At 59.6% G+C, this 18,673-nt stretch carries 15 protein-coding genes; 9 read left to right on the top strand and 6 right to left on the bottom strand.

What is annotated here, in order from left to right:
- Position 1 precedes the first annotated feature (1 nt).
- From GCU68_RS04745 to GCU68_RS04725, 5 genes are all read left to right on the top strand, one after another.
- Complete coding sequence (locus GCU68_RS04745) at positions 2 to 2,923, top strand: DNA-directed RNA polymerase subunit A' (protein WP_152939441.1); 2,922 nt, start codon at positions 2 to 4, stop codon at positions 2,921 to 2,923.
- Entirely contained in the window at positions 2,916 to 4,115 is a 1,200-nt protein-coding gene (gene rpoA2 / locus GCU68_RS04740; protein WP_152939439.1) for a DNA-directed RNA polymerase subunit A'', read from the top strand. Before GCU68_RS04745 ends, rpoA2 begins: the two co-directional genes overlap by 8 nt.
- A gap of 3 nt (positions 4,116 to 4,118) precedes the next feature.
- Positions 4,119 to 4,568: a NusA-like transcription termination signal-binding factor gene (locus GCU68_RS04735; protein ID WP_152939438.1), complete on the top strand. Its 450-nt coding sequence runs from the start codon at positions 4,119 to 4,121 to the stop codon at positions 4,566 to 4,568.
- 268 nt (positions 4,569 to 4,836) lie between these two features.
- Positions 4,837 to 5,265 (top strand): 30S ribosomal protein S12, encoded by a 429-nt coding sequence (locus GCU68_RS04730; RefSeq protein WP_004267302.1) that lies wholly within the window; start codon positions 4,837 to 4,839, stop codon positions 5,263 to 5,265.
- Positions 5,266 to 5,267: 2 nt separating this feature from the next.
- Positions 5,268 to 5,876 (top strand): 30S ribosomal protein S7, encoded by a 609-nt coding sequence (locus tag GCU68_RS04725; protein WP_152939437.1) that lies wholly within the window; start codon positions 5,268 to 5,270, stop codon positions 5,874 to 5,876.
- A gap of 61 nt (positions 5,877 to 5,937) precedes the next feature.
- Here GCU68_RS04725 and GCU68_RS04720 read toward each other — a convergent pair whose 3' ends face one another.
- Complete coding sequence (locus tag GCU68_RS04720; RefSeq protein WP_227014934.1) at positions 5,938 to 7,614, bottom strand: hypothetical protein; 1,677 nt, start codon at positions 7,612 to 7,614, stop codon at positions 5,938 to 5,940.
- Between the two features lie 583 nt (positions 7,615 to 8,197).
- Here GCU68_RS04720 and GCU68_RS04715 point away from each other — a divergent pair.
- Complete coding sequence (locus GCU68_RS04715) at positions 8,198 to 8,707, top strand: HalX domain-containing protein (protein WP_193565069.1); 510 nt, start codon at positions 8,198 to 8,200, stop codon at positions 8,705 to 8,707.
- Between the two features lie 164 nt (positions 8,708 to 8,871).
- Positions 8,872 to 8,997 (top strand): DUF7503 family protein, encoded by a 126-nt coding sequence (locus tag GCU68_RS21920; RefSeq protein WP_264373477.1) that lies wholly within the window; start codon positions 8,872 to 8,874, stop codon positions 8,995 to 8,997.
- A gap of 1 nt (position 8,998) precedes the next feature.
- On the opposite strand, the gene GCU68_RS04710 is transcribed toward GCU68_RS21920, so the two are convergent.
- The 3 genes from GCU68_RS04710 to GCU68_RS04700 form a co-directional block, all read right to left on the bottom strand.
- The gene (locus GCU68_RS04710; RefSeq protein ID WP_152939433.1) at positions 8,999 to 11,074 is read right to left on the bottom strand and encodes a hypothetical protein; all 2,076 of its coding nucleotides are present in this window, start codon (positions 11,072 to 11,074) and stop codon (positions 8,999 to 9,001) included.
- Positions 11,075 to 11,144: 70 nt separating this feature from the next.
- Entirely contained in the window at positions 11,145 to 11,870 is a 726-nt protein-coding gene (locus GCU68_RS04705) for a DUF7504 family protein (protein ID WP_152939431.1), read from the bottom strand.
- A gap of 111 nt (positions 11,871 to 11,981) precedes the next feature.
- On the bottom strand, positions 11,982 to 12,737 hold the full coding sequence (locus GCU68_RS04700; protein WP_152939429.1) for a DUF5781 family protein: 756 nt from the start codon (positions 12,735 to 12,737) through the stop codon (positions 11,982 to 11,984).
- Between the two features lie 303 nt (positions 12,738 to 13,040).
- On the opposite strand from GCU68_RS04700, the gene GCU68_RS04695 reads away from it, so the two are divergent.
- The gene (locus tag GCU68_RS04695) at positions 13,041 to 15,227 is read left to right on the top strand and encodes an elongation factor EF-2 (RefSeq protein ID WP_152939427.1); all 2,187 of its coding nucleotides are present in this window, start codon (positions 13,041 to 13,043) and stop codon (positions 15,225 to 15,227) included.
- 176 nt (positions 15,228 to 15,403) lie between these two features.
- On the opposite strand, the gene GCU68_RS04690 is transcribed toward GCU68_RS04695, so the two are convergent.
- On the bottom strand, positions 15,404 to 15,616 hold the full coding sequence (locus GCU68_RS04690) for a hypothetical protein (protein WP_152939425.1): 213 nt from the start codon (positions 15,614 to 15,616) through the stop codon (positions 15,404 to 15,406).
- A gap of 319 nt (positions 15,617 to 15,935) precedes the next feature.
- Complete coding sequence (gene serS, locus GCU68_RS04685) at positions 15,936 to 17,315, bottom strand: serine--tRNA ligase (protein ID WP_152939423.1); 1,380 nt, start codon at positions 17,313 to 17,315, stop codon at positions 15,936 to 15,938.
- Positions 17,316 to 17,449: 134 nt separating this feature from the next.
- Here serS and GCU68_RS04680 point away from each other — a divergent pair, with 134 nt between their 5' ends.
- Positions 17,450 to 18,658, top strand: coding sequence for a potassium channel family protein (locus GCU68_RS04680; protein ID WP_152939422.1), 1,209 nt, complete (start codon positions 17,450 to 17,452; stop codon positions 18,656 to 18,658).
- Positions 18,659 to 18,673 lie beyond the last annotated feature (15 nt).

Below are 18,673 nucleotides of genomic sequence, written 5' to 3'. Positions count from 1 at the left end.
CATGCAACACAGCACACCAAAAGACATCGGAGCGATCAACTTCGGGCTCATGGAGCCCGAAGAGTACCGGGAGATGAGCGCGACGAAGATCATCACCGCCGACACCTACGACGACGACGGGTTCCCCATCGACATGGGACTGATGGACCCTCGACTCGGCGTGATCGACCCCGGCCTCGAGTGTAAGACTTGCGGACAACACTCGGGTTCGTGTAACGGCCACTTCGGCCATATCGAACTCGCTGCACCCGTGATCCACGTCGGCTTTACGAAGCTCATTCGGCGGCTGCTTCGTGGCACGTGTCGGGAGTGTTCGAAGCTCCTGCTGACGGAGGACGAACGCGATGAGTTCCGCGACCAGATCACGGAGTCGCGCAAACTCAGCCGTGACTTAAACGACGTGACTAAGGCGGCGATCCGGCAGGCGCGCAAAAAGGACCGCTGTCCTCACTGTGGCGAGATCCAGTACGACATCGACCACGAAAAGCCGACCACGTACTACGAGGTCCAGCAGGTCCTCACCAGCGAGTACTCCCAGCGTATCGCCGCTGCGATGCAGGGTGGCGAAGATGGGGAGCGGATGTCGCCGGACGAACTCGCCGAGGAGACCGACATCGAGCTCACCCGGATCAACGAAATCCTCTCGGGCTCGTTCCGCCCGCGTGAGAGCCAGCGCAAGTCCATCGAGAAGGCGCTCGGTATCGACCTGACGGAGGAGGACACGAACAAGCTGATGCCCTCCGATATCCGGGACTGGTTCGAAGCCATCCCCGACGAGGACATCGAAGTGCTCGGTATCAACTCCGAGCGTTCCCGGCCGGAGTGGATGATCCTGACAGTGCTCCCGGTCCCGCCGGTCACGGCGCGGCCGTCGATCACGCTCGACAACGGGCAGCGCTCCGAAGACGACCTGACTCACAAACTGGTCGACATCATTCGGATCAACCAGCGGTTCATGGAGAACCGCGAGGCCGGTGCCCCACAGCTGATCATCGAGGACCTCTGGGAACTGCTCCAGTATCACGTGACGACGTTCATGGACAACGAGATTTCGGGGACGCCACCCGCCCGTCACCGCTCTGGACGGCCGCTCAAGACCCTCTCCCAGCGACTCAAGGGGAAGGAAGGCCGCTTCCGTGGCTCGCTGTCCGGCAAGCGTGTGAACTTCTCGGCTCGGACCGTCATCTCGCCGGACCCGACGCTCTCGCTCAACGAGGTCGGGGTTCCGGACCGGGTCGCAAAGGAGATGACCCAGACGATGAACGTCACCGAGCGCAACCTCGAGGAGGCCCGTCGGTTCGTCTCGAACGGTCCCGAGGGCCATCCCGGCGCGAACTACGTCCGTCGTCCGGACGGCCGGCGACTGAAGGTCACCGAAAAGAACTGCGAACAGCTCGCCGAGAAGGTCGAGGCCGGGTGGGAGGTCAACCGCCACCTCATCGACGGTGACATCGTTATTTTCAACCGCCAGCCGTCGCTGCACCGGATGTCGATTATGGCCCACGAGGTCGTGGTCATGCCGTACAAGACGTTCCGTCTGAACACCGTCGTCTGCCCGCCGTACAACGCCGACTTCGACGGCGACGAGATGAACATGCACGCCCTCCAGAACGAGGAGGCACGCGCCGAGGCACGCGTGCTCATGCGTGTTCAAGAACAGATGCTCTCGCCCCGCTTCGGCGAGAACATCATCGGCGCCATTCAGGACCACATCTCGGGGACGTACCTGCTCACCCACGACAACCCACGATTCAACGAGACGCAGGCGCTCGACCTGCTTCGAGCGACTCGAATCGACGAACTGCCAGAACCCAGTGGCATCGACGACGAGGGCGAGCCGTTCTGGACCGGCTACGACGTCTTCTCCGAACTGCTGCCCGACGACCTGAACCTCGAGTTCACCGGCACCGTCGGAGACGAGGTCGTCATCGAGGACGGCCAGCTGATCGAAGGCACTATCGCGGAAGACGAGGTCGGCGAGTTCGGTGGCGAGATCGTCGACACGATCACGAAAGTCTACGGCAACACTCGCGCCCGAATCTTCGTCAACGAGGTTTCGACGCTGGCGATGCGTGCGATCATGCACTTCGGGTTCTCGATCGGGATCGACGACGAGACGATTCCCAGCGAGGCACAGGCTCGCATCGACGAGACGATCGAGGACGCCAACGACCGCGTCGAGGAACTCATCGAGGCCTACGAACGGGGGGAACTCGAGTCCCTGCCGGGTCGGACGATCGACGAGACCCTCGAGATGAAGATCATGCAGACGCTGTCCCGAGCCCGTGACAACGCGGGGAACATCGCCGACGAGCACTTCGCCAACGACAATCCGGCAGTGGTCATGGCAAACTCTGGTGCCCGCGGATCGATGCTTAACCTGACTCAGATGGCCGGTGCTGTCGGCCAGCAGGCAGTTCGGGGAGAACGAATCAATCGTGGATACGAGGACCGAACGCTCAGCCACTACAAGCCGAACGATCTCTCGGCCGAGGCCCACGGTTTCGTCGAGAACTCCTATACCAGCGGCCTCACCCCGCGGGAGTTCTTCTTCCACGCGATGGGTGGGCGCGAGGGACTGGTCGACACTGCAGTCCGAACCTCCAAGTCCGGCTACCTGCAGCGCCGACTGATCAACGCTCTCTCGGAACTCGAGACCCAGTACGACGGCACTGTCCGGGACACCTCGGATACGATCGTCCAGTTCGAGTTCGGCGAGGACGGTACCTCGCCAGTCAAGGTGTCCTCCGGTGACGACAACGACATCGACGTCGAGTCGATCGCCGATCAAGTGCTCGAGGCCGAGTTCGACTCCGAGGAGGCACGAGAAGCGTTCGTCACCAGAAAACCGGCACCGACGAACCTCTCCGAGCACGCGGATAGTCGAGTCGTCGAGGGAACGGAGGTGACCTCCGATGACTGAGGTCCACTACGACGTCACCGACGACATGATCGCTGTCGTCGAGGACACCGACCTTCCCCGTCGTCTCAAGGACAACGTCTACGAGACACTCGAGGGCCGCGATGACGTCACCATCGACGACACAGATGCCATCGCAAAGGCCGTCGAGGCCCGCTATCTCGATACGCGGGTCGATCCGCTCGACCCCGTCGGGACCGTGTCTGCCCAGTCGATCGGCGAACCCGGAACGCAGCTAACGATGAACACGTTCCACTACGCCGGTGTCGCAGAGATCGACGTGACTCAGGGGCTGCCACGACTGATCGAACTGGTCGACGCTCGGAAGACCCCGGACACGCCGATGATGACCGTCTACCTCGAGGACGAGTACGCCACCGAGCGCGAACGCGCCCACGAGGTCGTCTGGAACTTGGAGGCGACGAAGATCCTCGCGCTGGGCGATGTCTCGACGAACGTCGCGGACATGCGCGTACAGATCTCGCTCAACGAGGACACCCTCAAAGAGCGCATGATCACGCCCGAAGAGGTCGCCTCGATCATCGAGGACAACCTCGGCGTGAGCACGATCCAGCAGGGAACCGAGATCCAGTTCGGCCCCGAGGAGCCGTCCTACCGCGACTTGCTCCAACTCGTCGAAGAGCTGCGTGACATCACGTTCAAGGGTATCGAAGAGATCTCCCGCGTCGTTATCCGACGCGAAGAACTCGAAGACGGTGAGGAGTTCGTCCTCTACACCGAGGGATCGGCCTTCGGTGACGCCCTCGAGATCGAGGGCGTCGACGCCTCGCGAACGACGTGTAACAACATCCACGAGATCCACCGCAACCTCGGTATCGAGGCCGCCCGTGAGGCCATCATCGAGGAGACGAACAACACGCTGGCCGAACAGGGGCTCGACGACGTGAACGTTCGCCACTTGATGTTGGTCGCCGATATGATGACCAACCGTGGCGAGATCGAGTCGATCGGTCGACACGGTATCTCGGGTTCGAAAGAGTCCGTGCTGGCCCGTGCGGCGTTCGAAGTGACTGTCAACCACCTGCTCAACGCCGCAATCCACGGCGAGGTCGACGACTTAGACGGCGTGACGGAGAACGTCATCGTCGGCAAACCGATCAAGCTCGGCACCGGTGACGTCGACCTCCGGATGGGGTCGACGAACGCCAGTTCCGGAAGCGGTCAGGCAGACTAATCGATGGGTGTTACCCTCGACGACGACGCCCGACAGTATCTCGCTGCCTTCGAGGACGTGACCGGGGTGGACGGTCAAGATTGCCTCGTCATCGAGACTGCCGACGACGACGACGAAACCGAACCGAAGCGGCTACTCGTCGTCGTCTCGAGCGGGCGAATGAGCAAGGCGATCGGGCCCGGCGGGCGAACCGTCCACCAGTACGAAGAGCGTGTCGGCCTTCCGGTTAGACTCGTCGAAGACGCCGACGATCCCGAGACGTTCGTCGCGAACACGCTCGCTCCAGCAGCGGTGTACAACGTCACGATCAGCGAAAACGACGATACCGTCGCTTACGTCGAAGTTGCCGACTCCGATCGCGGTGTTGCGATCGGAACGAACGGCCGAACGATCGATGCCGCACGGACTCTCGCCGAGCGCCACTTCGGGATCGACGACGTACAGTTGATCTGATCGCTGTCACCGTCTGCTCGCGAGACGACTGGATTCGAGACGGTGCTCGTTCTCGAGTTCGTCGTCTACGTTCATCGGCCCTACTGTTGTCACCACGCAGTTCGGCTTCCTCGCGCCCGCCGAGGTGCGCTAGGCCGTTCTCTATCCGTAACTCAAATAGCGAAACGCGCTCAGATCCGTCTAGCGGGCCCCCTCGAGGACTCTCGTGGCGTAACGACAACTCGAAACAGGGATGCTTAAGTGCCTTCGTCGGATAGCGACAGGTACTATGGCAAACGGCAAGTATGCCGCGCGCAAGCTCAAGAAGGACCGCCAGAACCAGCGGTGGTCCGACTCTGACTACGCGCGCCGCGCCCGTGGACTTCGCGAGAAGTCCGACCCACTCGAGGGTGCACCGCAGGCTCGAGGGATCGTACTGGAAAAAGTCGGTATCGAAGCAAAACAGCCCAACTCGGCAATTCGGAAGTGTGTCCGAGTGCAGCTGATCAAAAACGGGAAACAGGTCACCGCGTTCTGTCCCGGCGACGGAGCAATTAGCTTCATCGACGAACACGACGAAGTCACCATCGCTGGTATCGGTGGGGCAAAGGGTCGTGCGATGGGTGACCTCTCCGGTGTCAACTACAAGGTTGACAAGGTCAACGGTGTTGCACTGAAAGAACTGGTTCGCGGCAACGCAGAGAAACCGGTGCGATAATCATGGCTGCAGAAGACCAACCGGATCCAGACGCCCCCGCAGGTGGCGCAGACGTCGGTGCGAAACTGTTCGGCACGTGGGAGATCGACGAGATCGCGTACAACGATCCATCCACCGAACGCTACATTACGGTGACGCCGGTCGCCCACACCGCCGGTCGCCACGCCAGCAAGCAGTTCAAGAAGTCCCAGATCTCGATCGTCGAGCGCTTCATCAACCGCTTGATGCAGACCGAAGAGAACACGGGCAAGAAACAGCAGACGCTCAACCACGTGCGTGATGCGTTCGAACTCATCCACGAGCGCACCGACGAGAACCCGATTCAGGTGCTCGTCACCGCCGTCGAGAACGCAGCCCCACGTGAGGAGACCGTCCGCCTCAAATACGGTGGCATCTCGGTCCCCAAGGCCGTCGACGTCGCACCCCAGCGTCGTGTCGACCAGGCCCTGAAGTTCCTCGCCGAAGGTGTCTACAACGACTCGTTCAAGACCTCGACGCCCGTCGCAGAGGCCATCGCCAGCCAGCTTACCGGCGCGGCCAACTACGACGTCCAGACCTACGCGGTCAGTCAGAAAGAAGAGAAAGAGCGCGTCGCGGCAGCTGCACGCTAAGCACCACGTTTTCTTTCGGTTTCGCGGCTCGAGAGCGGCGGTACTCTGACTCGAGTGCAGGTTACAGTTCGTACGTCTTGACGTCAGTACTCCAGCGAAGTTCACCATTCAGTAACACAGGAAACGATTCTGCGTTGAGATATTCCACGAGTTCCGCCGTTGACTCTAATTGCAGATTTAACGTTCCAAACGCTAATCGATATAAGTCAGCTGATTTCGTAGCCAGGTTATAGACACCACCCATCTTCTGGTAAGAGGTCGGATAGATAATCAAACGAATAGCCGCTTCACTTCTATCTCGAGGTATTAGACCGGCTGTTGGTAGCCCTTGATTAGTCTGAACCACCGATACTGTCCCATCACCCACGATATGGTACTGTTGATTAACGTAACCGAGTTTTTGTAGGATGTGTAATGTGGCATAAAGCGGTAATCCAACGTTCAACAGGCGAGCGATCGTGCTTCCGGCGGTGACAGCGGTCGCGTTTTCGATTTCGTCGAACGTGACGATTCCTCCGATTGCCCCCGCTTCGAGGAGGTGAAGCCCTTGTTCGTAGGAGCGACACGCGTTGAGAACGAACGCTTTCGTGCCGACCGTTTCGATGTCCGCTGCGTCTAACGTCCCATCTGAACACCGAAATCCGTCGGCATCGATATGACCGATATAGTGAACGAAGTCGCTCTCTCGAGCGAAGACGTCCTCGAGTTCGGCGGTCGTAAGATCGAAGTGGACGGTAACTTCGAGTGGGAGATCGTTTCGATCACGGTATGCGCTATGGACTGTCGCAAACTCCGTTCCCATGTCCGGATCGTTACAGATGACGTCGATCTCGAGCGGGCCGTCTCGCGGTGACTGTGTGATACCGTTCCAGAACGCTGGCAGCGTTCCGGTTCCCGTTATCTCGATTTCCTCGTCGCCCCAGACTTGCTGCGTGAGCGGGAGGGCTGACTCGGGATCGGTGTCGGTCGTTCGAATTCCCGCTTGCGGCGTTCGAGCCAAGGGACGTGCATCGGTTGCGACGGTGATCGTCGGGAGGTAGTTCGTAAGGAACGGCAGAATCTCGAGAGAATCCGGACGCGCCTCGAGTCGAGTCTCGAACTGCCAGTCGGGAAGTTGCGATTGAACTGTTTCGAACGGGACCTCGAGATAGGTTTCGAGTTGCTCGGCTATTGGCCGGTCGTACAGGTGCGCGATGTCGAAATCGAGCGCCGGTTCGATCGCCTGCCGTTCGTACAACGGAAGTGGTGTCTCCCCTTCGGTCCGAACGATACAATCGAGTAGAAAGAGCTGTTTGAGCGTCTGATCGACCGTCCGTTCGAATCTCGCTTCATCCTCGAGTGAATACGTGTATCCCGTTTCCGTAGCGAGCTGTGGCGTCGATCCGGGGACGACCGCTGCGGCGAGATAGTACGCAAGCGGTGCGACGACGAGGATCTGTTCGAGCGTCGGCGGGATTTCAATTCGGATGCCTGTCTCCGGTCGACACAGCGTCTTGGGTACGTCGAGTTCATCGGCCAACTCGATCGCCGGTGGATGGCCACGAAGCGTCGGGTACGATCGTTCAGGCGATGTCGTCTTCAGTGCCGACCCGAACATCGAAACCGCTTGCATCATGTCGGTCGGTTCGGTGGTCGTCGTGATCGTCCCCCTCGGCGACGTGTGATACGACCGTGCGCCGAATATCGCCGATGTCGGTTCGGCGAACGCAATCTCTGCTCGGCCAACGCCTGCATCCACGTGAACCGCGCTTTCGACGGTTACGTAGACTTTTAGTGGACCGGAGATATCGAGAACGTATTCCGCATGCGGGAGGTCCGATCGTTCGTTTGCTTGGACCTCAGTAAGCAACGAGCCGGTTGAATCACGAACGTAAATCGAATTATCACTCAGTACTCTAAAGCCGTCGGTCGTGATTTCGACAGTCGTATCTATCGGATACGGTATCCGATCGGTGGCGACAGGTGTCGGCGCCACTGGCGTGTTCGTCTCGATCCGATACTGCTTGCGCTCGATCGGATCGATAATTACTACACCGTCTTGAGTTGATTTGAATTTCGGGTTCATCAGCGCCGAACGGGAAGTGATGGGCTGGTCGTTGCCAGTCTCGTTTCTTATACAAGATATGCAAGTCGGTAAAAATATACGTTATGGCCGAATTGCGTATCGTTTGATATCTTTCCTAACATGTGTAATTGTTGTAGCTTTCTGTTCGTTCCTGACCACATTTAATAGTATCTACCAGAGGTGTAGTAGTACGAGCGTGTTGTTGAACTCTCCGTCCCAGCTATTCGTCGTCCACCCGACGCTCTCTTTCCCTTCGATGGATGTCGATCGGTGCCGAGTCACTGTCGGCGTTCACAGGGCCGATTTTGACCGGTCCATTCTGGAACAGCTCGACCACGAATACGACCTCCTCCTTCTCGATTGGGAACTCGAGACACCGGATGCTCGTGGCGTCCTCGACGCGTTCCGACAGAGCGCACCGGAGGCACAAATTCTCGTTCTCGCTGAGGACGTTCCTGCCGACGATCCAGTCGACCGTGGGGCTGATGAACTCCTCGTCGAACCGTACTCGGACGAGACATTGTACTCGACTATCGAACGTCTTCTCCTGCAACGAGCCTACGAGGAGGCGATGGACGAATTTTTCAGACTCTCGACCGAGCGTGCACTGCTCGAAAACGAACTCCAGTCCGGCATCGACGCTGCTGATCGCTATCAATCCGTCGTCTGTAATCTCTATGAGTCCCGTAAGCGAGCAGCCGCGATTCGCGATGCGCTCTCGAGTGACGAATTCGATCAGTCACTGCGGCAGTTACTCGACGAGTAAACCAGCCAGATTCGCACGGGTACTCTGATATCAGCCGTTATCTGTTTGGGGCAGCGCCAGCACTGTACTTTTAAACAATTTATTCGAGGAATATCACTACTATCTATTTATATGTTATATTAAAATAAATTTATATTAATGCGGTGGTACGTATTAGATGGACCATGGACGACCTAACCCAACACCTGAAGAACCACCCACGAATGATCGGCGCACTGTTTACGATTCTGCTGGTACTGTCGCAGGCGAGCACGGTTGCAGCAACCAATAGCGCCTTCGCCGGCCCGTAATTCATACGACCTGTGTTACGTCGATAGTATCGCTCCATTTGACCTCATTGTTGATAAGGACAGGAATTTTATCTAAACTGAATAGCTTCCGCAATTGATCTCGTGTTACCGAAATCGGACCGGTTCTTCCTGGAATAAGAAAATATGACCCAACATCATCTATTTGTGGGATATACACTCCCCCGGTTTCTAATCCAACAGACATATACGCATACATATTCACCACGATATCGTCATTGCTGTTGGTTATTGAGCAGATATTTGGCGATCCCATACTTGATTGTGCGATCGTTGTTATACCATCTCCAACAATTCGATACTGTTGACCGACTACGTTTTTCTTGCGAGCGATTTCCACTGCAGCGTACAGCGGATACCCTCGGTTCAACAACCGCGCAATCGTACTCCCGACGCTCACTGCACCGCTGTTCACAACGTCGTCGAGCGTGACGATTCCGCCAACGCTGCCAGCGTCGACGAGGTGGAGTCCCTGATCGTGTGATTGACAGCCGTTTAATAGAAACGCCTTCGCGCCCGACGTTTCGAGTGACGATGCGTCGACGATTCCATCGCAACACCGCATTCCGTCGGTATCGATGTGGCCGATAAAGTGCAGAAAGTCGGTTTCGGATGCCAGAACGGCCTCGAGTTCGTCCGTCGACAGTTCGTAATGGACGGATACGTCGAACGGAAGTTCTTCGCGAGTTCCATACACGCCGTCGACCGCCTCGAGTTCATCTCGCATCTCCGAATCGTTACAGACGACCTCGATTTCGATCGGATTCGCTCTCGGTTGACGACCGAGATTATTGTGGAATGCCGACAGCGGAGTCCGGCTCGTAATCGGTGTTGACTCGCTTGTATCCCACCGCTGTTCGATCGTCGGAATCGACGCGTTCCCAGTCGGCTCCGACGTCGTCGTACCACGGGTCGAACTGGTAGCCCGGACGAAATCCCCGCGAACGAATTCTTCGATCGCCTGTGTCTGTTCCTGTGTCGACGAGGCTGACTGTGTTTGTTCGTCCTGAATACGCACGGTCGAGAGGTTGTTGGTAATAAAGGGGAGAAACTCGACGAATTCCGGGTCCGGCTGGAGGTACGTCTCGAGGCTCCAGTCGGGTAGCTGCCGATCGACGGTTGCAAAGGGCACGTCGCTGAGGTACGTTTCAAGGCGGTCGGATAGTGAGCGTTCGTAGGCGTGCTCGAGGTCGAACGGGAGGGCCGGTTCGATCACGTCTCGTTCGTGTAAGGGCAACGGCGTTGTCCCCTCGGTTCGGACGATACAATCGAGATAGAAGACGTGTTTCAGAACCTGTTCGACGGTCGATTCGAAGTCGTCACCGTTGCCGAGTGCGTAGGTAAAACCGGCTTCCGTAACGAGTTGCGGCGTCGGTCCGGGGACGACCGTCGCACCGAGGTAGTACGCAAGCGGTGCGACGACGAATACGTGTCGTATCGTTTCTGGGATTTCGATCCGAACGCCTGTTTTTGGAGGGACGAATCGCGACGGGAGCTGTAACTCCGTACCCAACTCGACCGTGGGCGGATGGCCACGGAGTGTTGGATACGAACGTTCGGGCGTCGTCGTCTTCAGTGCCGAGCCGAACGCTGAAACCGCCTGCATCATGTCGGCCGGCTCGATGGTCGTCGTAATTGTGCCCGCAGGTCGTCGATGGTAGGAGCGAGCGCCGAGATGCACGGTCGTCGAGTCATCGAGTGAAACGTATGTCCGATCGGTGTCGGAGTAAATCTGTACCGAACTCTCGAGCCGAGCGTACACCTTGAGCGGGCCGGACAAATCGAGGATGTACTGCGCTTGCGGGAACGAGACTTGTTCGCTGGGTCGGACTTCTGCGACCATCGATCCGTCGCGGTCGCGAACGTAGACGGTCGTACTCGTCGGTAACGTAATCATCGCTGTCGTCAGACCGACGGCGGCATCGACGGGATACTGTAGCTGATCTGTCACCACTGACTCGAGCGAGACCGGTTCGTGCGTCGTGAGTCGATACCGGTGACGCTCGATCGGATCGACGATTTCTAGGCCGTCGGTAGTCGATTCGAAAGTTGGGTTCATTGCGTAGAGAGGGGGCGAAGGTGCGGTCATCAGGGAGAAGACACGTCATCCCCCGAGCACGCGGGCGGCGTTACGGCTGGGTGGCGGAGACCCAGCCGGAGCGAAGGTCGCCATCGTCGATCGACCAGCGTTCCTGCGCAACGCCGTCTCGGTCCCGGAGTTCGATAATGATGTCGAACAGCGGTGCCAACACTGTGACGACGTCCGAGTCCCGATCCATCGGAAGGTGGTAGTGAACCATCCCGTCTGAATCACGCACCCGGCCGTTGGTCAGGTGGAGGAATTTGAAGACGCGTTCGGTGTCGTATGCCTCGAGCAGGGGAACCAGCGAGTCGACGCCGACGCGGAGTTCTGCAGGCTCGAGTCCATCAGACTCGGCTTCGAACGAATCGATCGCGCTCGCAATGGCGATTCCGAGTTCTGAGAGCGTGGTGGTCGTCATCGGCGACCCGTCGATCGAGGGTGCGTCGGGCTCCATCGAACTCGTGTGAGCGCTGCTCGCGGCAGCGCTGCGGGCCTGTGTCGCGTAGCGGACGCATGTCAGCGACGTGTCGGTGTCGGGGTCCGTCTCGAGCAGGTCGGAGATGTCGTCGCTCTCGCCGGTCGTCGAAACCAGAACGCGTCGCCGTACTCGTGCTGTCGCCTGACCCAACAGCCGGCGACAGATGCTTTGACGCTGGGCTGCCCGAACGGAGCCGACGACGAGGACGCTGGCTCCCTGCCGTTTCAGTTGGGCGAGTCCATCGGAGAACCGCTCCTCGCTCGACTCCTCTCCCAGGTCAGTACGAGAATCCATCACTATATGTTTCAGACATCGATGCGTCAAACATTAAATGTTCGGGCCGAAGCGCATCCGAGAGCCACATCCGTCGTCTGTGTTGCTCGACCGCACGCCGGTGTATCCCGGTCAATCCGCTGCCGGCCCGTCACCACCGACGTATGCCCGGGTTGCATCGACGAGGATTTGCCGATACGTACTCGAGTCGGGATCGCGAGCGAGTTCCCGAAATCGGTGTTTGAACCCGTCGAAATCCACGTCAGGGGCGTCCATTGCGGCCGCGTGTGTGAGGTCGTACAGGCGGTGATCGTCGTCGATGAGGTCGTGACGTTCGGCAAGTGCAAGCGCGAACGCTGCGTTCACCGCCGTAATCTCCGGGTCTGCACTCGGAGAGAGGCGTTCGAGGCCGGGTCGTGAGAGTGTCTCGGGGCGATCGGCGAGTGCCATCGCGAGGCTCGACTCGAGAAAGGAGAGCAGTTTCTGGCCGGGGCCGACTGCGAGCGTGATGTCGTCGGCGTAGATGTCTTTCATGTGATTTGCGATCTGGTAACAATGTGAGAGCTTTCGCCGTTCGACGCGCTTGCCGGCCAGCGCGAGGTAGAGTACTTCTTCGGTCGACTGGATGTGTGAGGGATGTTCCTGCTCGTGTCTGACCATATGGGAGAACTCGTGGAGGGCGAGTTCGCGAGCCATCGCGCTCGAGGCGGCCTGTCTCGAGATGTTCAGCACATGGCGGTCGTCGTAATGGGCGGCCCAGGTTCGCTCGTCGGGGTCGTCCCGGAGCTGGACGTACACGGGCAGCGACAGATCGTGTTCGGTTTCGAAGAGATCACGAGCGCTGAGGAACGGAGAGGTGGGGCCGGAACCCTGTATTCGGAGATCCATGCGTATCACTACCAAGTACTGGGAGTGTATGTCTCTTGCGCCCGGTTTCGCTGACCGCGATTACGCGGACGAGCACGGGGGAGTGAGGACTGAAGACCTGGGAAATCGGAGGTGACAACGGCAATCGAACGCTAGTTACAACTGAAACGAGACGAGAGGCGTCTCGGTCGGTCCCGGCTAGGCTGTTGCGTGGCATTCACTCACGCAAACTGGAAATTCCGGCGTAAAAACCGGGATATTCGACGGATTCCAGCCGCGACGAAACACTACCCTTTTGACCCCGCTACCGGTAAAGGTGCGTATATGGGCCGACGCAAAAAGATCGTCCAAGAGTGTGAACGGCTGATGGACGAACCGGAACACATCCGGAACATCGCCATCGCCGCTCACGTCGACCACGGAAAAACGACCCTTTCTGACAACCTCCTTGCTGGTGCTGGCATGATCTCCGACGAGACAGCCGGCGAACAGCTCGCGATGGACACGGAGGAAGACGAGCAGGAACGTGGGATCACCATCGACGCGGCAAACGTCTCGATGACCCACGAGTACGAGGGCACCAACCACCTCATCAACCTCATCGACACGCCGGGCCACGTCGACTTCGGTGGCGACGTCACGCGTGCGATGCGAGCTGTAGACGGCGCACTCGTCGTCGTCGACGCCGTCGAGGGCGCAATGCCTCAGACTGAGACGGTTCTGCGACAGGCACTGCGCGAGGGCGTCAAGCCGACGCTGTTCATCAACAAAGTCGACCGCCTCATCTCGGAGCTCCAGGAAGGACCCGAAGAGATGCAGGAGCGACTGCTTGCGGTCATCCACGACGTCAACGAACTCATCCGTGGCATGACTGAGGAGATGGACGACATCGAAGACTGGACGGTCTCCGTCGAAGACGGTACCGTCGGTTTCGGCTCCGCACTGTACAAGTGGGGTGTCTCGATGCCGTCGATGCAGCGCACCGGCATGGACTTCGGCGAGATCATGGAACTCGAGCGCGCCGACAAGCGCCAGGAACTCCACGAGCGGACGCCCCTGTCGGACGTCGTCCTCGACATGGTCTGTGAGCACTTCCCGAACCCTGTCGACGCACAGCCCCGCCGTATCCCACGCATCTGGCGCGGTGACGCCGAGAGCGACCTCGCCGAAGGGATGCGCCTCGTCGACGAAGACGGCGAAGTCGTCTTCATGGTCACAGACATCGCGATGGACCCCCACGCGGGCGAAGTTGCCTCCGGTCGTGTCTTCTCGGGTACCCTCGAGAAGGGCCAGGAGCTGTATGTTTCGGGCACTGCGGGCAAAAACCGCGTCCAGTCCGTCGGGATCTACATGGGTGGCGAGCGCGAGGAAGTCGAAGAAGTTCCCGCCGGGAACATCGCTGCCGTCACCGGTCTCAAAGACGCCATCGCCGGCTCGACCGTCTCGAGCACGGAGATGACCCCCTTCGAGTCGATCGAGCACATCTCGGAGCCGGTCATCACCAAGAGCGTCGAGGCACAGACGATGGACGACCTGCCAAAGCTCATCGAGACGCTGCGTCAGGTCTCGAAAGAGGATCCGACGATCCAGATTACGATCAACGAGGACACCGGCGAGCACCTGATCTCCGGGCAGGGTGAGCTTCACCTCGAGGTCATCACCCAGCGTATCGAGAAGAATCAGGGTATCCCGGTCAACACCGGTGAGCCGATCGTCGTCTACCGCGAGCAGCCACAGGAGCCAAGCGACGAGGTCGAAGGCATCTCGCCAAACCGCCACAACCGCTTCTACATCTCCGTCGAGCCGATGACGGACGAACTCGTCGACACGATCAAGCTCGGCGAGGCGTCGATGGACATGCCCGAGCAGGAACGCCGCGAAGCCCTGCAGGACGCCGGGATGGACAAGGACACGTCTCAGAACGTCGAGCACATCCACGGGACCAACATCCTCATCGACGACACGAAGGGTATCCAGCACCTGAACGAGACGATGGAACTCGTCATCGAAGGGCTCGAGGAAGCGCTCGACAACGGTCCACTCGCCAACGAACCAGTGCAGGGGTCGCTCATCCGACTGCACGACGCCAAACTCCACGAGGACACCATCCACCGCGGTCCGGCACAGGTCATCCCCGCGACCCGCGAGGCAGTCCACAAGGCGCTGATCGACGGGAAGATCAAGATGCTCGAGCCGATGCAGGACGTCCGTATCGACGTGCCGAACGACCACATGGGTGCCGCCTCCGGCGAGATCCAGGGTCGTCGTGGCCGCGTCGACGACATGTACCAGGAGGGTGACCTCATGGTCGTCGAGGGTATCGCACCCGTCGACGAGATGATCGGCTTCGCGAGCGACATTCGCTCCGCGACCGAAGGTCGAGCCGCCTGGAACACCGAGAACGCCGGCTTCGAGGTCATGTCCGACTCCCTCCAGCGTGAGAAGATCATGGAGATCCGCGAGCGCAAGGGCATGAAGCTCGAACTGCCACCAAGCATCGACTACATCTAAGCAGTCGACTCGACGGGCTCGAGTCTGTCACCTACGAGCGGTTTCAGGTTTTCTTTCGACACGACTGTGAGCGACAGCGCACTGTTGGCGCGTGGTAGCGAATTGCGTCGCTCTCAGACGGTCTGTTGTAACGGTTTGCCGGCGGGACCACGATCTGCGATCTCTCCGGAACTGACTTACTCGAGATAGCCTAACTCGCGCAACTGTGCTACGACCTCCTCGTCATCGACGACGGCGTGGACGGTTTCATCAAACACGTCATCGCGATGCTCGAGGACTTTCAGCAACTGTCGGGCACTGTTGAGTTTGTACCTGACTTCTGCGTTCGTCGTCTCCTCGACAGCCCCTTCCAGTAGTTGTTCGATCGTCTCTAACGTCGTCTCTGACACGGTATCACTAGTTGTAGATACACAAATTATTCGCCGTAAATACTTCTACTCCATCGTTATTATTTCAGTATATCTAGATATTCATTTGATGAATAAGATAAACGGAGTAGATCATGCATGACATTTAGATCCATCGCACAGCCGTTGTGCGATCACGCAGTTGCTACTGGCTCGCTGTCACGGACGGCTGTGGATGGACGCGTTGTTATCGGACAATAGAAATATACGGTATCGTACTGGTTACTGACCGATCAGTCGTGCTATCTGTTCCACCAACGACTCGAGGTGACGACAGCGCCAGCGACCGATGCCGAGTTCGTTACTCGCGCTCGCCAGCACCCAGCGCCGATTCGCCGACCTTCTCGTGGCCCTCGATGACTTCTTTATCGCCCATGTACGGCCGCAGGGCCTCGGGAATCGTCACCGTGCCGTCGTCGTTCTGATAGTACTCGAGGATCGCCACCATCACGCGCGGGAGCGCGAGGCCGGAGGCGTTCAGGGTGTGGAGGTACTCGGCCGATTCGTGGCGTTCTGGCCGGTAGCGCAGGCCGGCGCGGCGGGCTTGAAAGTCCTCGAAGTTCGACGCGCTCGAGACCTCGAGCCAGCGGCCGCCTTCCTCGGGGCCGTCGTCCATGTCGTCGCCGGGGGCCCAGACCTCGATGTCGTAGGTCTTCGCGCTCGCGAAGGTGAGGTCGCCGGTACAGAGTTCGAGGATGCGGTAGGGAAGGCCGAGTTGCTGGAGGACTTCCTCGGCTTCCGAGAGCAGTCCCTCGAGGCGGTCGTAGCTCTCGTCGGGTTCGACGAAGTTGACGAGTTCGACCTTGTTGAACTGGTGGACACGGACGATCCCGCGCGTCTCGGTACCGTGCTCGCCGGCCTCACGGCGAAAGTTCGGCGTGTAGGCCTGGTGTTTGAGCGGGAGGTCCTCGTCCAAGAGGATTTCGTCGGCGTACATGTTGGTCACTGGAACCTCCGCGGTGGGACAGAGCCAGAGATCGTCGTCGTCGTACTCGTTTTCGTTTTTCCCACCCAGTCGGTAGGCGTCGTCGGCGAACTTCGGGAGCTGTCCAGTCCCGCGCATCGAGGCGCTTTTGACCGGGATCGGCGGGAAGAGATCGACGTAGCCCTGTTCGCGGTGGATATCCATCATGAACTGGATCAGGGCGTGTTCCAGTTGTGCGCCCTCTCCTTTGAGGAAGTAATAGCCCGAGCCCGTCGTCTTCGCGGCGCGTTCCTCGTCGATGATGTCCAGTTCCTCGCCGAGGTCGTAGTGGGGTGTCACCTCGTCGGGCAATTCGCGCAGGTCGTCGAAGCCCCAGCGCCGATCCTCGACGTTGTGGCGCTCGTCGAGTCCCAGCGGCACGCTCTCGTGGGGGACCTGTGGCACTTCGAGGAGTCGCTGCTCGAGGTCGGCTTTGAGCTCGGCGGCCTCGTTTTCGACGTCTTCGATGTCGGCTTTGAGCTCTTTCGAGCGGGCAATCGCCTCCTCGCGTTCCTCGTCTTTGCCTGCGGCGACGAGCTTTCCGATCTGCTTGGTGATCTCGTTGCGCTCGTGGCGCAGATCGTCGCCACGGGCTTTGAGCTCTCGCCAGCGGTCGTCGATCTCGAGGATTTCGTCGAGATCGACGTCAGCCCCACGGTTGTCGAGGGCGTCGCGTACCTCGTCAGCGTTTTCGCGCAGATAGGTCCGGTCGAGCATTGCTCGTTCCTTCTTTGTGCCCGTCCAAAACCGTGTCGGAAGGCTGCGTCGGGTGATCGCGGCCTCATCGTCCAACGACCCGATCTCGGCCATCGCAAGAAACGTTTTTTTCGACGGGGAACCGTGTTCGGCACATGGACCCGCTCGAGGGCGAAGCGTCGTCGGTATCGGTCGAGTACGAGCCCGTCAGTGTCAAGGACGTACTCGTCGAGATGAAAGACACGTCGGAGCTACTGATCGACCTCTCGTACTCGGCAGTCCTCCACCGGAACGAAGCCCTCGCACACGAGGTGCTTCGGCTCGAACAGCGAATGGACGTCCTCGAACTTCGAGCGCGAATGAGCCTCATGATGGCCGTTCGGAAACCCGACGACGCGGAGGAACTCGCCCCCGTGTTGGGGATCGTCGCCGCGGCCGACGAGATCAGCGACGCCGCGGGCGACATCGCGAAGATCATTTTAGAGGAGATGGGGCTGCCGGACGCCATGCGCGCGGCGCTGCCCGAAGCCGCCGAGACGCTCGTTCGCGGCGTCGTCGACCCCGGCTCGGCGTACGCGGATCGAACGCTCAAGGATATCGACCTCGAGTCCGAGACGGGAGTGCGGGTGATTGCCCTTCGACGCGGGGACGACTGGCTGTTGAACCCCGGCCCGGAAACGACGGTCGAGGCGGACGACGTCGCGTTGCTCCGTGGCCCGGATCCGGCGATCGGCGAGGTCTTCGAGGAACTGACCGGCAAACGCTACGAGACGCCAAGCATCGAGGATCCCGGTATCGAGGATTTAGAGCGGGCGGTGGACACGATCATCCACATGAAGAACCTCTCGGAGCTGGCGGTCGATTTGGCCTACAGTAGCGTGTTGTTCGACAGCGCGAAGCTGGCCGAAGAGGTCCGAAACCTCGAGATCGAAGTCGACGCGTTACAGTCGCGGTTCGAAGCGTGGACGCTGCGGGCGGCCGCCGACGCGGAGGACCCGGTCGCCTTGCGCGGACTCATTCGACTGGCGACCAGTACGGAGGAGATCAGCGACGCGGCGATCGATATCAGCGAGGGCGTCCTGCGGGATATCGACGTCCACCCAGTCGTGCAGCTGGCGGTCCAAGAGAGCGACGAGATCATCACGCGCGTCGAGGTCGAACCGGGGAGCGAACTCGACGGGACGGCGATCACGAACGGCGTTCCCGACGTCGAATCGACGATGTCGGTGATCGCCATCCGCCGACCTGACGAGGGCTGGCTGCTCGTGGCCGACTCCGACGCCGATCTTCGGGGTGGCGACGTGCTCATCTCGAAAGGGACGCGAACGGCGGCGGCTGCGTTCGAAGAGCTGTCTCAGGGATGACCAGCCGCGAGATGC

Source organism: Natronorubrum aibiense, assembly GCF_009392895.1.
Lineage (GTDB): Archaea > Halobacteriota > Halobacteria > Halobacteriales > Natrialbaceae > Natronorubrum > Natronorubrum aibiense.
This window is presented reverse-complemented; position numbering and strand designations above follow the sequence as displayed.

Excerpts from the sequence above, each read along its gene's own strand:
- rpoA2 (WP_152939439.1), top strand. The coding sequence starts at position 2,916 with ATGACTGAGGTCCACTACGACGTCACCGACGACATGATCGCTGTCGTC.
- GCU68_RS04700 (WP_152939429.1), bottom strand. The coding sequence starts at position 12,737 with ATGGATCTCCGAATACAGGGTTCCGGCCCCACCTCTCCGTTCCTCAGC.
- GCU68_RS04730 (WP_004267302.1), top strand. The coding sequence starts at position 4,837 with ATGGCAAACGGCAAGTATGCCGCGCGCAAGCTCAAGAAGGACCGCCAG.
- GCU68_RS21920 (WP_264373477.1), top strand. The coding sequence starts at position 8,872 with ATGGACGACCTAACCCAACACCTGAAGAACCACCCACGAATGATCGGC.
- GCU68_RS04735 (WP_152939438.1), top strand. The coding sequence starts at position 4,119 with ATGGGTGTTACCCTCGACGACGACGCCCGACAGTATCTCGCTGCCTTC.
- GCU68_RS04695 (WP_152939427.1), top strand. The coding sequence starts at position 13,041 with ATGGGCCGACGCAAAAAGATCGTCCAAGAGTGTGAACGGCTGATGGAC.
- GCU68_RS04705 (WP_152939431.1), bottom strand. The coding sequence starts at position 11,870 with ATGGATTCTCGTACTGACCTGGGAGAGGAGTCGAGCGAGGAGCGGTTC.
- GCU68_RS04710 (WP_152939433.1), bottom strand. The coding sequence starts at position 11,074 with ATGAACCCAACTTTCGAATCGACTACCGACGGCCTAGAAATCGTCGAT.
- serS (WP_152939423.1), bottom strand. The coding sequence starts at position 17,315 with ATGCTCGACCGGACCTATCTGCGCGAAAACGCTGACGAGGTACGCGAC.
- GCU68_RS04725 (WP_152939437.1), top strand. The coding sequence starts at position 5,268 with ATGGCTGCAGAAGACCAACCGGATCCAGACGCCCCCGCAGGTGGCGCA.
- GCU68_RS04680 (WP_152939422.1), top strand. The coding sequence starts at position 17,450 with ATGGACCCGCTCGAGGGCGAAGCGTCGTCGGTATCGGTCGAGTACGAG.
- GCU68_RS04745 (WP_152939441.1), top strand. The coding sequence starts at position 2 with ATGCAACACAGCACACCAAAAGACATCGGAGCGATCAACTTCGGGCTC.
- GCU68_RS04715 (WP_193565069.1), top strand. The coding sequence starts at position 8,198 with ATGGATGTCGATCGGTGCCGAGTCACTGTCGGCGTTCACAGGGCCGAT.